This window comes from Paenarthrobacter sp. C1 (assembly GCF_049315185.1).
Lineage (GTDB): Bacteria > Actinomycetota > Actinomycetes > Actinomycetales > Micrococcaceae > Arthrobacter > Arthrobacter nicotinovorans.
Genome location: NZ_CP186053.1, coordinates 314,476 through 328,590, shown reverse-complemented (window position 1 = coordinate 328,590; position 14,115 = coordinate 314,476). Strand labels below are relative to the sequence as shown.

Genomic DNA, 14,115 nt, shown 5'->3' with positions numbered 1-14,115 from the left:
GCCTACGCGGCCAGGTTCTTTCCGGCCCCGTCTGCCTCTTCTGACGCCTGCTCCAGCAGGTACCAGGTGTAGAGGGCGTCCGGGCCCTCCTGCTTCGTCCAGCGCGGGTCATCGATGGCAATGCCGTTTGAGATTTCCAGCAACTGGTCGTGTCCCAGTGACGGGGACTTGACCAGGAGGATGACGACGACGTCCCCGGGGCACATGACCCGGTAGATGGATCCGGGCTGGATCTTCTTCGTGGGCCAGCTCGTGATCAGGTGTGGCTTCACGATGTCGGATTCGCCGACAAGGATCTTTCCTGCCAGGCCGCGGCCGAGAGCCGAGGTGGCCACGACGACCAGCCTGGACCGGCTCTTCTTCCGGTGATCGTCGAGGTCGGTGACCTCGGCGACGACCGCCGGTGCGGTCTCGGCTGCAGGCGCCTTTGGAGTCTCATCGTCCTGGCCGCCGTCCGGGCCCTTGGGCTTGTCCGGGTTCGCGGCCCGCAGCTCACGGTATTTGGCGGCGAAGTCGATGACAGCCGGGGGCTCGTTGATTTCCGGGGCGGTTGCCGAGGCGATCGGCCAGACTTCAAAAATGGAAAGCTCCTTGGTGGTGATGGTGTCCTGGGTTTCGGAGTCGTCGTCGCCCACCGAGGTGGTGCGGACGTTGACCCTGCCGGACACGGCGACGACGTCGCCGACCTTGGGGACGGCGCCGCGGCGGCGCAGGTTGGACAGGGTGCGGTCCCACATGACGCCCTGGATGGTGACCTTGGAGGATTCGAGGGCGAAGTTGGCCCGCCTACCGCCGGAGTAGCCCTTCTCTTCCCACATGGAGATGACGCCGACGGTCAGGACCGCTTCGCCGTTCTCGTCCGCGATCTTGTGCAGCGGGGTGGCTTTACCGCCGCCAGGGCCTTCCCATTCGAGGATTTCTTCCTTGAGGGACTGAAGTGGGTGGGTGCCGAGGCTGACACCGAGACGCTGACGCTGCCGGGTGGACTCCTCCACGTCGGACCATTCGGCGTCGATCGGCGACAGATCCGTCTTGTGGGCTGCCCGCAGCGTCATGAGCTGGCCAAGCCGGGGACCAAAGGAGTCCAGGGCTCCGGCTTCGATGAGGCCTTGGATGGCGCCGACGGGAAGCTTGGTCGGCTCGCCCCCGTTCTTGCCCGGCACGGTCACTCGGGTGAGGACGTCGTGAAGGTTCTTGAAGGGACCATTAGCGTTGCGTTCGGCGACGATGTAGTGGCCGGCGACGCCGACCTCCTTGACCTCGGCCAGGCCCATCAGGACGGAGCCGTTCACAGGCGCGGTGCGGGCCAGGGACAGGTTGATGTCCGGGGCGAGGACCGTGATGCCGTCCGCTTTCAGGGACCAGAACGCGTTCATGCGCTTGTCATCTTTGTCGGCGATGGCGAGGATCGCGGCGGCGTACTCGACCGGCCAGTTGGCCTTCAGGTACGCGGTGACGAACGCCAGCTGGGCGTAGGCGGCCGAGTGGGAGGCGTTGAACAGGTAGGACGCGGAGCCCTTCATCAGCTCAAACATGTGGGCTGCGGTCTTTGCCGAGAACTTCGGGGAGATCATCGTCCCGTCCTCGTCGAAGAACTCCTTCTCTGCACCTTCGGCCAGCATCTGGCCAACCTCTGCCATCTTCTTGGCGTCCTTCTTGCCGACAGCCTTGCGCAGCACCGAACGCTGCGAGGCGTCGAAGCCGGAGATGACTGTGCCCAGGCGCATCAAGGATTCCTGGAAGACGAAGACACCGTAGGTGGACCCGAGGACCTTGGCGATCCATTCCTGCTCGATCGGATCGGCTGTGAACTGGTTGTAGTCGACCTCTTCGAGCCCGTTTTTACGCGCAGCGTAACGATCGGGGACCTTGGCGGCCAGCGGGCCAGGACGGAACAAGGCGACGATGGCGGAGATGTCAGTGAGGGATTCCGGGACGACGTCCTGGGCGATCTTGACCATGCCGGCCGATTCCATCTGGAAGACACCGCCGGTGTTCCCGGCAGCGATCAGTGCGAACGCGGCATCGACCTTGGGGTTGCCTTTGGTGTCCGGGTGGGGGATGTCATCCATGGTGAGCTTCTCACCAGTGGACATCTCGATGTTTTCCAGCGCAGTGGAGACGATGTCCAGGTTCATCAGGCCCAGGATGTCCATCTTCAGGAACCCGTAGTCCTCGACCTCGGGACCGTCCCAGCAGATCACACGGGGAGCGGCAGGATCGGCGTCAGCGGCGTGGGAGGCCCAGCGCAGGGGAACCAGTTCGTCCAGCGGTTCGGGGGAGACGACGAAGCCGCAGGCGTGGATCGATTCGTTCTTGATGATGCCTTCGAACGCGCGGGCCATTTCCAGGATGTCCTGAGCGTCCTGTCCGGCTTCCTCAACAAGGTCGCGGAACGCCTGCCCGGCCTGGTCCTTCGTGTCGGCCAGGTGGGCGAAGTCGTACGCCTTTTCGCCGGAGGCCGGCACCAGGTCGGACATCTTGTTGCCCAGGCGCAGGATCTGGGAGGCCCGCTCGGAGGCGGCCTTTTCGGCGTCGCGTAGCAGCGCCGCGCCCCTGCCGCGCTCACCGGCTGCAAAGAGATCCTTGGCCTGGGCCTTGATCTCCTCGCTCGGGCCGGACGGCTTCAGGATGCGGGCCGCATCCTTGATCGCAGCCTTGGACAGGGCGACACCGAAGGTGCCGATGCGTGCCACGTTGCCCTTGCCCCAGCGGTAGCCCAGGTAGGCGAAGACCTCGTCCCGGCGGCCCTTTTCGAAGTCGACGTCGATGTCGGGCATGCCGGCGCGGCCCGGTTCCAGGAAGCGCTCGAACAGGAGGTTGTTGTAGAGCGGGTCCAGGCCGACGATGCCCAGGCAGTAGGACACGGCCGAGCCGGCGGCGGAACCACGGCCTGGGCCGACCAGGATCGGCTTCTTCCGCGGCGCATCCAGGTTGTCGAATTCGATGGGGGCATCGGAGCGGCACCAGTTGATGACGTCCCACATGATCAGGAAGTAGTCCGGGAATCCCATCTCGGAGATGATGTCCAGCTCGGTGCGGAGCCGGTCCTTGACCTCCTGGGAGAGCGGGATGCGCTCCTTCGTTTCGACGTCATAGCCGTAGCGCTTGATCGCGCCCTGCTGGACGAGCGACTTGAGGTAGACGTTGGAGTCCTCGAAGCCTTCGGGCAGGGGGTAGTGGGGCAGTCGCTGGTGCGGGGTCGGGATGACCTGATCGTCGCAGCGGTCGGCGATGACCTGGGTCATGGCGCAGGCGTCGGCCCATGACTTGCTGCCGGGCATGATGTCGAGCATTTCCTGCTCGGACTTCACGTAGTATCCGCTGCCGTTGAACTTGAAGCGGGCCGGGTCATCCAGGCCCTTCTTGCTGCCGACGGCGAGGAAGCCCTCGTGGGCGTCTGCGTCGTCTTCTTTTTCGTAGTGGCAGTCGTTGGTGACGACCATCGGGATGTCGTACTCGCGGGAGAGCATGCCGATCGGCTTCAGGACCGACTGCTCGGCGTCGATGCCGTGGTACATGATCTCGAGGTAGACGTTTTCCTTGCCGACGCAGTCGATCAGGGTGTCCAGGTTCTTCCGCGCTTCGGCAGCGAACTCGTCAGACTTGGCACGGTGTGCGTTCGCCTCCGCAGCGAGCTTCGATGCCTCGGCCTCATCGACGGTCGCTCTGGCTTCCAGCTCTGCGGCCTTGGCTGCTTCACCGGCGGCGCGGGAGAGGGGTCCTGCGACCGGGCCGGCCAGGCAGCCGGAGAGCACGATGAGGCCTTCGCCGTGCTCTTTGAGCAGGGCGTAGTCGATCCGCGGCTTGTACCAGTAGGACTCTTCGGCCTTGTTGTGCAGGGCCAGGAGGTTCTTCCAGCCGGTTTCGTTGTGGGCCAGCAGCGTCAGGTGCTCGTAGCGCTTTTCCTTGGTGTCGCCCTTGCCGTCATCGGCGTCGGCGGTGGTGTCATCGTTGCGGTCAACGATCTCGGAGTTCCGCTCGAAACGGTCGCCGATGGACATGTAGATTTCGATGCCGATGATCGGCTTGATGCCTGCGGCCTTGCAGGCTTTCGTGAACCTCCACGCGCCGGCGAGGGACCCGTGGTCCGTGATTGCCATCGCGGTCTGGCCCAGGTCCGCGGCTGTCTTGGCGACAGATTTGATCCGTTGAAGACCGTCTAGTGCGCTGTGCTCGGTGTGGTTGTGCAGTTGGACGAACGCCATGGGTGCCTCTGAATTCTGTCTGGCTGGAAGTGGGCCGGCAGGCCCGGGTGGTGCGGACGGAAATGCCGTCCGGGGTCTCCTATGCGGTGACGCGGCCGACGGCCATTGCGGCGTAGTGCTCCTCGAGCTCATCCAGGAACTCGGGACTGAAGAACTTGTAGTCCAGCTCCGGAGGCTCCGGGGATCCGGCGGGATCAAGGCTGGCGTATGGGGTGCAGGAAGCCTGGTTCGTGAAGGGTGAGTTCGCCATGGCCGCTATGTGTGCGGCAGATCCAGCAAAGGTATACGCTTCGCCGGCCCTGTATCAGACGCGCAGCCGGACCTTCAAGATCGGGAGCGGCATCGGGTAGTCGCGTCATCTGCCGAACACGCTGGGATTGGCCACTATGGTTATGCCATCACCACTTGGCCTGCCTTACCCACGCGGACCACCACCACCGACGCATTGAAAAAGAAAACTGGGGGACATGAAGCTCTACATCCCTGCCCTAGTGGCACTCCTGGCCGTAGCACTCACTGGATGCGGCGGAGATGGAAAGCCAGCAGCCGACACCACGTCGAAGCCCACGGTGTCAGCAACTGCAAAGCAACGGGCAATTGTCCCGGACCTCGTCGGCAAGTCGGCCATTGAAGCCAAGTCGCACCTTGACAAGCTCGACTACCGCGCCCGGTTCTTCGGCCCGGATGGACAGAGCTGGTCAGCCAAGACCCAAGTCGACGACACCGTCCTTACGGTTTCCACTAGCCCTGCCGCAGGGGGTTTCTCAGGCAACGACTTCGTTGACGTCAAGGTCAACATGACGGAAAAGGAGTTCCTGACTGGGGCGACGGCGAGGGCGGCCGCAAAGGAAGTCGCGGACGCCGAAGCAAACATCGCCAAGCGATACACGTACCGTTGCGGGGCAGACCGCGAATACAAGAGCTTCAAGGAGGTTTGGGGAGGCAGCAACTATAAGGACGGCGGCGGACCTTGCACTGTCAAGATCCAAGGCATCTCGCCCTCGAGTGTGTCCGAGCTGCTGCCGAGTGAACAGAAGCTCGTGGATGCAGTGACAGCCACAGGTGTGACCATAAGGAGCGGCGGTGAGACGCTAGGCAGAATCCTGAACCTCTGCGCAAAACTGGACAACACCTGGGGCGCCACCTACATGGACAAGCCGACCACCCCGGAGTCGAGGGCGGAAGCAGCAGCGGCCCTCACACTTTGCCCGGACGCCCCGCACGTGGCGGATCTCCAGAGCACCGTCAGTACGCCAAGGGTGGCGGACGGAACAATGGTCGTAGGTCAGGGAATGGAGCCGGGAACCTGGAAAACCAAGCCGGGCGTCAAGGGCTGCTATTGGTCCCGCAGCGCAGGCGACGGGACTATCTTGGCCAACGACATCGTCGACTTCGCGCCCGCTGGGGTGACCGTGACCGTTGCCACCGGAGAAGGCTTCAAATCCAACAGATGTGGCGTCTGGTCGAAGATCGGTTAGACGGTCGACAATGCACTGCTGCCCGGACGGGCCACGTGCTTTTGGACGAGGTCCAGAGCACAAGACCTTTCCTGCCTCGCCACACAGCGAAACGGTTGAAAGTCCTGACCCGGAAGTGCTTTGTGTGTACGTTATGCATCTAAGCGTCAGACGACGAGGAGCCACCTATGCTGCACTTCCCATCAACATCGACTTCGGCGCGGGTGGCGAGAAAAGCCGACCGGGAGAAGCTTAGCGAGCTCTTGGGTGACGATGTGTGGGCTTTCAGCAATTGCCGTGTCGAGGCCGCCCACAAACCGGTGGCAGAGCTTGACTGGCTGTTCTACAACACCACGCTCGGTACCTTGATGATCAGTGAATGGAAGAGGTACCCGGACGCTGTCGCAGAGGCCAAAGACCGGGGCGACAAGTGGAGACTCCGGGATGGGAGTCTGCAGTCCAATCCGTTAGAGCAGGTCGATAAGCAGCAAGACGCGCTCCGGTGGGCGCTGCGCGAGAAGATTTTGCCGGGGTTCTTTCCCGATCACATCCCACACTCTGTAAAGGTCATGGAGAGCGTGTACTGTCCACAGATCGCACAGGACACAGTAAAGGACCGCCTGCAGTTCGGCCGGCTGTTCAGCACTGTCGAGGAACTGTGTACCGCAGTTAACACGCTCAGAAGCCCGGCACCCCTATTGGTCACGGATATGGGGTCGGTGCTGGATTTGGCCAAGGCCCTCGCCACGCTCTTTAGGTGTTCCGTGCCAGCCGGCTTGGAAGAGTCAGCGGTGTGGCAGCATAACCCGAAAGAATCCGCGACGTTCTGGGAGAAGGCCCGGAGAATCCACAGCGATATTGCAGCCCTGCATCAGCAGATGGCAGATCTGATTGAGAGTGAATTCGCGCCCAGAAGCGTTGCTCCGGCAGCGAATGCCGCAAAGCGTTCTCCCGACGACGGGGGAGGGGCCGAGAACAGCGAAGATTGGTCCGAACTCATCACGAAACACGTTGCCGCACACCTTACTGGTGCTGACGGAATGTCTGAGGACTTCGATGAGCGGCTAGGTCGTGCACTCCACGCCATCCTGGTTGACGTGCCCAAGGGGAGCTGGGTGCGATTTCCCGCCATCGGTAGTGCGATTGGACCGTTCCTAGGGGTAAACGTGAAACTGCGGAAGATTCTCAGAGCGCCATTATGGGAGTGGTCTTTAGGGATCGCTAAAAAATACGGACTGTCAGCAGAAGTCGACGACTCTCGGGGAAATATCCGGATCGTTGACGGCCATAAGCCTTCGTGATCAGACGGTTTCCCACCAGATGACGGTGCGGCCGGTGGCAGGCCACACAGCCTTGTAAGCCTCTCGGACAAGGCCCTTGTCACGGAGTTCGAACACCCGGCCCGTCACCTGGTTGACCGGGACGTCGAGGTACTTAGCGATCTTGGCGTTACAGGCGGCGCCCATCGAGCTGATGGCGTTGCGGACGGCGGTCTGCCGCTCCCCGAGGTCCTCAAGGCTGGCGTACGCCGCGGCACTGGTCTGCTGAACATTCGTCATGTCGGCGATGTCTGCGGCAAGCCGCGGTGGTCTCACCGGGACAGCAAAAGGCCGCCCGGTCCACAGGGACGGGGCGGCCCTTGCCGAACCGGATCAGAGCTGCAGAGGAGTCCCGATTGGTCCCGGAGCCGGCAGGGCGCCAAGCAGGTGGGTAGCCGCGGAGATCAGCGGCATACCGACCAGGGCGATCACGGCCAGGACCAGTACGGTGAGGATCACGGCAATGATGAGGCGCTTCTTCGTGCTGGGCGGGTGTTTCTTCGATGCCAGGGTCTTCTGGATATCGGCCTCGACGTCGTATTTGGGGATCGCGCCCTCACCCATCTTGACCCGGGTTCTTGTTGGTGCGGCCGGTGCAACCGGTGCTGCGGCAATCTCGGAGTATCCAACGCGGCGGCGGCTGCTTTGTTTGAGGACCTGCAGCAGTGCCTCCTCGGAAGGATACGAGGCCGCGGCAACTGCCTTTGCCGACGGCGTCACCTCCGGGTAAAACGGCGTGACCTCACCCGTCTCGGAAACCAGGTCGCGGGTGACGCTGCCGTCCGGATGCGTGGTGGTCATCAGAAGCTTTCCGTTTTCCGCGGCGTACCGCGTCAGGAGCTGCAGTACGGCGGGCATGGCCAGACCGGAGCCCCCGGGAACCGTTTCTCCGTCAACGAGGACGTCGACGGAGCCGTTGGGGTTGACCCGGGCTTCCAGCGGGATGTATTCGTCCACGGGGACTCCGATCATGTCAGGCCGCCACCTCGGTGGCCTGGAGGGTCTTGAGGTCTTCGACAGATTCCCAGTAGGTGTCGCGGGTCAGTGTCAGCCATCCCATCGCCTCTGCGGCCGGTCCGGCCAGGAACTCATCGACTGTGGAGTAGATGCCGTCGCGGGCCTCGAGTTCGACCCGGTCCCAAAACTCCTGGGCGGGCTCCTCATCGTCGGTGGGCACCTCGTCGAGCTGGATTCCTGCCAGCGAGGCAACGACGGCGAGGGTTTCGCGCACCTCGCGCAGAGGTGTGGTGTCCGCTTCGTCACGGGCGTCCATGATGACTTCCATGAGGGAATCGGCCAGGATGGCCCACTGGGCATGGGTGGCCGGCTCGGTCAGGGCCATGGCTGACTGGAGCGCCCAGTTCGGGTTCTTCTCCAAAGCCAGGTAGAGGTCCAGATCGATTGAGTCGAGCAGGTCGTCGACGCCGCCGGCCTGCCATTCTTCGATACGGGCCAGGTCTACCTCGTTCTCGACGTCGATGCCGACAGTGGCAAGGATGTCGAGCCACCCGTCCTCGATGCTGTAGAGGCCGGAGGCGGTCAGCTCCAGGGCGACGCGGATGGACCACATGGTGGTGGACTCGACCTCGAGTGCACCGTTAGGGCCGGAGGGGAGGTTGTAGCGGCCCGCGAGGCGTGGAGGCAACCAAAACAGTGGGTGCCACATCATTTCGGGTTTGACGGAGGCAAACTGCCGGGTGCCAGGGGCCACCTGGGTGTAGATGGGCAACGGAACGGAGCAAATCGGGTCCGCAGTGAACCTGTCGGGCGTGAGGCCGGTGAGCTCCTGCCATTTGGTGAACCGAAAGGCCGTGTCCATTGATGACTTGGACAGGAGGAGGGTGTCGCCTGGCTCGGTGAGCATCCGGCGGCGTTTGATGTCCATGGTGATAAACCCCTGAGTGCTGGTAGTGGTTGGCCTCTGCCCTGGAACATGCGTAGACGTTCGAGTAATGGCCGGGGGCCATTTATTGCATAGGCCAAGTATCGACCACCGCCTCCATGAAGCGCAGGTTTCGTCTCTCAACACCATGGAGCGGCGGCGAGTTCGAACTGTTCAGTCGTGACGTGTTGAAGGACCTCGGGCCGGTCCGATCTGAATTTGTGGGCTTAGGGGTGAAACGGTCAACGTCCGCCTCTAGATGAGCCGCTAAGCGCCTTCGTGATCGAGGAAGAATTCGACCATTGCTTCAGCCAAAGTCGTTTCCTTGGAGGTGTAGGCGTCGAAACTGATGACGTCCATCACACTGGGCTCAGTCGGTACCCAACGGACAGTTCGACTCATGCGGTCTTTGCCGCTGAAAAATGATGACTTGATGACGAGCGGGCTACACTCTTCGACCATGTGGCGACCGTCCACGGATAAGAAATACTTACTGAACTTTCCTGTCGGACGAGCGGCACTCTTGCTTCCCCATACCTTTCCTCCGAGATGCCAGCATGGGGTTCTGGTGCCGTCAATCACCTTCGACCGGATGATGTCGACGTCGCCCGCCTGCCAACTCTCGTGGACAACTGCCGGCAGGCGGTGCAGTGGTTTGATGTCCAGAGAACGTGCTTTGGCAATGAACTCGGCGACTAACGACGTAGTTTCGTCAGACCGTGCTTGTCGGGCAGCTTTCAGATGGTCGGCCCGTCCCTGTTCTGCTCTGGCACTGTCGTCGCTTTTCTGTCGCGCCATCTTAAGCCGGGCTTCCAGGGCCCCCGAACCATCAAATTGAGCCATGCGTGTCATGGTACTCGGCTACGGCTGGCTCGCGGCGGAGTCCTCCTAGGACAGTTCCCAGCGTGGGCTGTTTCCGTTTTGAGTAGGCAACGAAGTAACGGATGCTGGGCAACTACTCAGCACCGCGGACCCCATTCCCTCAGGGGCATCCTCGGACCTGAGAACGTTGCCTGTCGACGGATGTGTTCCCAACGTCGCAGACCTCTTCCCGCCCGTCAGCTTCCGGCCCGCATAGACCTGTCATGGCCAACAGCTCAAAAGACAAAGGCGACCGCTTCGAGCGCGAGTCAGTCCCCGTCCTGGTGAACCTCCTGCCGGAGTTCGCTTTGGATAAGGCGATGCGCTATCTCGGCGCCGGACGGAAGGAAGACGTCGGGGACCTCTACGTCCTGCCCGACGCGGCCGTGCAGGTCAAGGCGTGGGACAACCTGGGCGGAGCCATCCGCACGGCGGTCGCCGGCTCTGTCGTCCAAGCTGGCCATGGTGACAAGGAGTATGCCCTCGGCATGGTCCCAATCCTGGGTGCCCGCGCTCATCAGGTGCGCTGGCTCGCGTGCGTCGCACCCGGCCGATGGCCTGTCCCGGTAGAACCTGTTGCCGAGTTCGCGCTGGTTTCCAAGGCCCTCAAATGGGTCAAGGACGACACCGGCCCGTACGGCTTCCGTGTCTGGGACCGGCTGGAGCGCATTGGCCTGCTTGGCGGTCCCGGCGAGCCGGCCCTGATCGCCCCCATCGAGGCGTGGGCTGCCGCGTACCGGCAGGCGCATTCAGGAGTCCTTCAGCTGGTCGCCTGACCGTTCAATGGAGCTCTTGAGAACGTTCCTCCACAGTTGGGTCAGGGTTTTCGCAGCGGCGCCCGACGCGCCCGTGCCACCTTGTCCAAACCGCTTCCCGGTCGGGAGTAGACCTGCCGGGACGCCTGGTCCACCTGGATACCGTTGAGATGGAGCGCCTGCTCGATGCCCACAGGAATGACAGGCTCTTCGATTCCGTCGGGGTAGACGAAGGCCACGTGCCTCGGGCCGAGCGGCATGGCGATCAGGTTGGCTTGGAACAGCGGCGATCTGGTCGAAGAGGAGGCCATCCCGCGCGACACCGAGATGGCCGGACAGTCACCCAGCAGCAGTTCAGCTCCTGCGACCACGGGACGGACCATGAGGCTGTAAGTGGCGAACCTTGTCCGGGTGGCCTGAAAGTACCTGAGCAGGTCGTCGCGGAAGATGACCCCGGATGATTCCTCAGCGTGGACGTCCGCCATGATTCCGTCGGCAATCTCGGCATGGATGCTCGAGGCGTGCTCGAGATGCAGTCCCTTATGCTTGACCTCTGCGAGGTCGGCCAGGGCGCGGGTGTTGCTGCGGACCCTCTGTTCGGCGTCCGCAAGGGCCTGTTCATGGCCAGCTGCGGTGGCCAGGCTGCGTGCAAAGTGGAGTGCAACCAGATCTCTCACTGCTTCTTCCGTCGCCGCCGATAATTGTCCCGGCTGCTGGTCAACCTCGGTGAGCGCCGGCCAGGTCCGGTCTTCGACTTCCTTCCAGATGGCCTCGGTCGCGTCCGGTTCGTGCTTCACGAAATTCTCCTGGTAGCCAATAGCCCTGGACGTTCGCTGCTTTGTCACGCCCCACCGGACCTCATAGGCGCTGATCAGACCGGCAGGGGAGGCAAACCTGTTCAGAAGCACCTGTGAGACCACGTGCTGCCGGGTCGTCGGATTGTTTTTCACCAACCAAGGGTGGCACGTGGCGGCGCCGGCCGTCGCTCCCGTCAGCAGGCCGTACACAAAGCAGGTGAACATCAAGCCTGTCTGAGGAGACTGCCATGACCGAGAGCATCAACCGCCAGCCGCAGGGCATTCCTGCTGGCGGGCAGTTCGCACCCACTGCCCACGCCGAACCGGAGGTGGCACTCACGGCCCCCGCGCCTGGGCGGCCGGCGGAAACCCAGCGGAGTCGCCGCGGCCACGACTTCTACCCGCCAGCCGAGCAGATGGCTGCGTGGCCGAAGCTCTACGAAACCGACAACGACGGGCCCATCGGGGACAAGCCCATCCAGGCGCATTACTTCCAGGGCGGCATGGACTGGTACATCGCCGAATACGATTCCGGTGAGAATCTGGCCTTCGGTTATGTGAACCTGGGCCTCGGCGGTGAATGGGGCTACATCGACCTGGGCGAAGTCGAAAGGGTCCGCGGACAGATGGGGCTGCCTATCGAACGCGACCTGGACTTCAAGCCGGGCACGCCCGCGAAGGAATGCATACCCAAGTACCGGGATGAAGCCGCCGCCGACGTCGACGACGAAGTTCACGACTTCGGCTGGGATGGACCCGATGAGCCGGATCCGCTCAGCCCGGAGGACCGCAAGCTCTGGGACGAACACCACCGGTTCGCTTTCAATTACGTCCACGACGGCAATCTGCTGGGTGTCACCGGCTTCGAGGACCGGGACACTGTTGAACGTTTCGCCGGGTTCGTCGCGAATGCCTACATGGAGTCCGGATGGGACGGGATGCTGGACATGCGCACCATCGCTGAGAAATGGCGGGACCAGGAACGTCCTGTGGACTAAGGCGGCCGGGGAGAGACTTTCCTGACGCCGCACACATGAGGGCCAGCACCTCACGGTGCTTGCAGCCTTCCCGCACTTGGCAGGGCGCCTCCCGATGGGGCACCCTCCCAGCGTTCTGGGAGTCGGGACGGGAGCTTCGCTCCAGGCAGGAACGCTGCGCTGAAAGGTCCGGCACGGTCACCGCCTCGCGGTTTCGTCCGGGCCTTTCGTCTTTCTATGCGTCGGCGTTACTCAAGACTGTCAGTGCTTGGCCATAGTGTAATTTTCATGAGGTCATGGGCGGAGATGGTTGGCGAAGTGGAGATGATGCCTGTCATCTGTCAGTGGCCGGACTGCGACCGAATCGCAGACCACGCGCTGGGACTGTGCAAGAGGTGCCACATGAGGGCCCGGAGGGCGGGGAGGATTGATGAGTTCACTGCGCCACCTCGAGTCTGCGATTACTGCGGCGGCCTGTTTTTCACGAGCAGCCGCGGCGGCAACAAGCTGTGCTCGGAAGTATGCGCCCAGGCGATTCGGATGGCCCGCCAACAGACCATCCGGCTGAAGAGTCTGACCGTCCGATACTGCGGACACTGCCAGGCTGTCGTTCCTTGGCATATGGTGGCCAGTGCTGAATATTGCTCCGTGACGTGCCAGCAGGCTGCCTGGTATAAGCGAAACGACGACATGCTGAAGCAGCGGGCGCGGGAATGGAATGCGGCCAACGCGGAACAGAAGAGCGCCATAGGGAAGCTTTACTACAGGAACAACCGTGAACGGTCTGCCATGATGAGCGCAGCCTGGCGTGCCGCGAATCCGGAGAAGGCCCGGGATATTAGCCGGAACGTGTCGGCTCGCCGCCGCGCAAGGCTACGCGGTGTGACGGTCGAGGATTTCAGCCTGGCGGAGATATGGGAAAGAGATCAAGGGATCTGCTGGCTTTGCGAAACGGCCATAGACCCCCTTGTCCGGTGGCCGGATCCGAAGAGCGTGTCCCTGGAACACAAAGTACCGGTCTCGCTCGGAGGTGCCCATTCCCGCGACAATTGCGCTCTGGCCCACCTCGGTTGCAATCTACTCAAAGGAAGCAAGCTCATTACCGAGGCCCAGGAGTTCCAGCTCCTACTTACCGAAGCTGCCGATGAGGCTGCGGACGACATCGACCTCATTCTGGAGTCCAGCCGGCCCGAGACGCTTGTACAACTTGAGTTTTCCCTATGGCCATCACAGGGAGCCATCGAACCGGTGATGACCAGCACCTGATCCGCACACATGGGTGGCATGGAAACAATTCCCGGCCTGGACTTCACGGCCATCGACTTCGAAGCCGCCAACTCCGACCGAGCCTCCGCCTGCGCCGTGGGTGTGGCGGTGGTCCGCGACGGCGTCATCACGCACACCCGGTCCTGGCTGATCCGCCCGCACACTGGTCTCGACTCTTTCGACCGCTACGCAACACGCGTGCACGGAATCACTTCCGAGATGACCGAAGGTGCTCCGTCCCTGTCCGAGTCTATGGCCACACTGGCGGCCCTGATCGGTGACGGCCCGGTGCTCGCGCACAACATGGGCTACGACGGGTCAGTGCTGCGCACGTCCTTCGAGATCGCCGGGCTGCCACGGCCGGCCAACGAGTTCCGGTGCACCGAGACCCTGGCGCGCGCGGCGCTCCGGCTGCCCAAAAACAAGCTCGCTGACGTGGCCGGACACCTGGGCTTGCCGGCCTTCGCCGCCCACAACGCCGGAGACGACGCGCGCACCTGCGCCCGCATCGCACTGGCCCTGGCCGCCCGTCACAAGGCCACGACCATCACAGGGCTCTACCGCGGACTTGGCATCGCATGACTCCCATATGG

The 14,115-nt window shown here is 62.9% G+C and carries 13 protein-coding genes; 6 read left to right on the top strand and 7 right to left on the bottom strand.

Annotation, left to right across the window (positions count from 1 at the left end; all coding sequences use genetic code 11):
• Positions 1–2: 2 nt before the first annotated feature.
• Entirely contained in the window at positions 3–4,208 is a 4,206-nt protein-coding gene (locus ACNAOU_RS24440; RefSeq protein WP_422759056.1) for a DNA polymerase III subunit alpha, read from the bottom strand.
• A 79-nt stretch (positions 4,209–4,287) separates the two neighbouring features.
• The gene (locus ACNAOU_RS24435; protein WP_422759055.1) at positions 4,288–4,458 is read right to left on the bottom strand and encodes a hypothetical protein; all 171 of its coding nucleotides are present in this window, start codon (positions 4,456–4,458) and stop codon (positions 4,288–4,290) included.
• A gap of 217 nt (positions 4,459–4,675) precedes the next feature.
• On the opposite strand from ACNAOU_RS24435, the gene ACNAOU_RS24430 reads away from it, so the two are divergent.
• Together ACNAOU_RS24430 and ACNAOU_RS24425 are read left to right on the top strand one after the other, a co-directional pair.
• Positions 4,676–5,686 carry a hypothetical protein gene (locus ACNAOU_RS24430; RefSeq protein ID WP_422759054.1) on the top strand — a complete coding sequence of 337 codons (1,011 nt, stop codon included), beginning with the start codon at positions 4,676–4,678 and terminating at the stop codon, positions 5,684–5,686.
• 167 nt (positions 5,687–5,853) lie between these two features.
• On the top strand, positions 5,854–6,966 hold the full coding sequence (locus tag ACNAOU_RS24425) for a hypothetical protein (RefSeq protein WP_422759053.1): 1,113 nt from the start codon (positions 5,854–5,856) through the stop codon (positions 6,964–6,966).
• Here ACNAOU_RS24425 and ACNAOU_RS24420 read toward each other — a convergent pair whose 3' ends face one another.
• The 4 genes from ACNAOU_RS24420 to ACNAOU_RS24405 form a co-directional block, all read right to left on the bottom strand.
• Entirely contained in the window at positions 6,967–7,224 is a 258-nt protein-coding gene (locus ACNAOU_RS24420; RefSeq protein ID WP_422759052.1) for a hypothetical protein, read from the bottom strand.
• Positions 7,225–7,317: 93 nt separating this feature from the next.
• Positions 7,318–7,956, bottom strand: coding sequence for a hypothetical protein (locus ACNAOU_RS24415; RefSeq protein WP_422759051.1), 639 nt, complete (start codon positions 7,954–7,956; stop codon positions 7,318–7,320).
• Between the two features lies 1 nt (position 7,957).
• Entirely contained in the window at positions 7,958–8,869 is a 912-nt protein-coding gene (locus tag ACNAOU_RS24410) for a hypothetical protein (RefSeq protein WP_422759050.1), read from the bottom strand.
• 264 nt (positions 8,870–9,133) lie between these two features.
• Positions 9,134–9,709, bottom strand: a complete 576-nt coding sequence (locus ACNAOU_RS24405) for a hypothetical protein (RefSeq protein ID WP_422759049.1) — start codon at positions 9,707–9,709, stop codon at positions 9,134–9,136.
• 242 nt (positions 9,710–9,951) lie between these two features.
• On the opposite strand from ACNAOU_RS24405, the gene ACNAOU_RS24400 reads away from it, so the two are divergent.
• Entirely contained in the window at positions 9,952–10,503 is a 552-nt protein-coding gene (locus ACNAOU_RS24400) for a hypothetical protein (protein ID WP_422759048.1), read from the top strand.
• Positions 10,504–10,544: 41 nt separating this feature from the next.
• Here ACNAOU_RS24400 and ACNAOU_RS24395 read toward each other — a convergent pair whose 3' ends face one another.
• Positions 10,545–11,432, bottom strand: coding sequence for a DUF4238 domain-containing protein (locus tag ACNAOU_RS24395; RefSeq protein WP_422759047.1), 888 nt, complete (start codon positions 11,430–11,432; stop codon positions 10,545–10,547).
• 95 nt (positions 11,433–11,527) lie between these two features.
• Here ACNAOU_RS24395 and ACNAOU_RS24390 point away from each other — a divergent pair, with 95 nt between their 5' ends.
• The 3 genes from ACNAOU_RS24390 (at position 11,528) to ACNAOU_RS24380 (ending at position 14,104) form a co-directional block, all read left to right on the top strand.
• Positions 11,528–12,277, top strand: coding sequence for a DUF2958 domain-containing protein (locus ACNAOU_RS24390; RefSeq protein ID WP_422759046.1), 750 nt, complete (start codon positions 11,528–11,530; stop codon positions 12,275–12,277).
• A gap of 519 nt (positions 12,278–12,796) precedes the next feature.
• Positions 12,797–13,522, top strand: a complete 726-nt coding sequence (locus ACNAOU_RS24385; RefSeq protein ID WP_422759045.1) for an HNH endonuclease — start codon at positions 12,797–12,799, stop codon at positions 13,520–13,522.
• An 18-nt stretch (positions 13,523–13,540) separates the two neighbouring features.
• Positions 13,541–14,104, top strand: a complete 564-nt coding sequence (locus ACNAOU_RS24380; protein ID WP_422759044.1) for an exonuclease domain-containing protein — start codon at positions 13,541–13,543, stop codon at positions 14,102–14,104.
• Positions 14,105–14,115: the final 11 nt, after the last annotated feature.

Bases quoted from the DNA above. Each gene is read 5' to 3' on its own strand.
- ACNAOU_RS24440 (WP_422759056.1), bottom strand. From the start codon at position 4,208: ATGGCGTTCGTCCAACTGCACAACCACACCGAGCACAGCGCACTAGAC.
- ACNAOU_RS24435 (WP_422759055.1), bottom strand. From the start codon at position 4,458: ATGGCGAACTCACCCTTCACGAACCAGGCTTCCTGCACCCCATACGCC.
- ACNAOU_RS24430 (WP_422759054.1), top strand. From the start codon at position 4,676: ATGAAGCTCTACATCCCTGCCCTAGTGGCACTCCTGGCCGTAGCACTC.
- ACNAOU_RS24425 (WP_422759053.1), top strand. From the start codon at position 5,854: ATGCTGCACTTCCCATCAACATCGACTTCGGCGCGGGTGGCGAGAAAA.
- ACNAOU_RS24420 (WP_422759052.1), bottom strand. From the start codon at position 7,224: ATGACGAATGTTCAGCAGACCAGTGCCGCGGCGTACGCCAGCCTTGAG.
- ACNAOU_RS24415 (WP_422759051.1), bottom strand. From the start codon at position 7,956: ATGATCGGAGTCCCCGTGGACGAATACATCCCGCTGGAAGCCCGGGTC.
- ACNAOU_RS24410 (WP_422759050.1), bottom strand. From the start codon at position 8,869: ATGGACATCAAACGCCGCCGGATGCTCACCGAGCCAGGCGACACCCTC.
- ACNAOU_RS24405 (WP_422759049.1), bottom strand. From the start codon at position 9,709: ATGGCTCAATTTGATGGTTCGGGGGCCCTGGAAGCCCGGCTTAAGATG.
- ACNAOU_RS24400 (WP_422759048.1), top strand. From the start codon at position 9,952: ATGGCCAACAGCTCAAAAGACAAAGGCGACCGCTTCGAGCGCGAGTCA.
- ACNAOU_RS24390 (WP_422759046.1), top strand. From the start codon at position 11,528: ATGACCGAGAGCATCAACCGCCAGCCGCAGGGCATTCCTGCTGGCGGG.
- ACNAOU_RS24385 (WP_422759045.1), top strand. From the start codon at position 12,797: ATGGCCCGCCAACAGACCATCCGGCTGAAGAGTCTGACCGTCCGATAC.
- ACNAOU_RS24380 (WP_422759044.1), top strand. From the start codon at position 13,541: ATGGAAACAATTCCCGGCCTGGACTTCACGGCCATCGACTTCGAAGCC.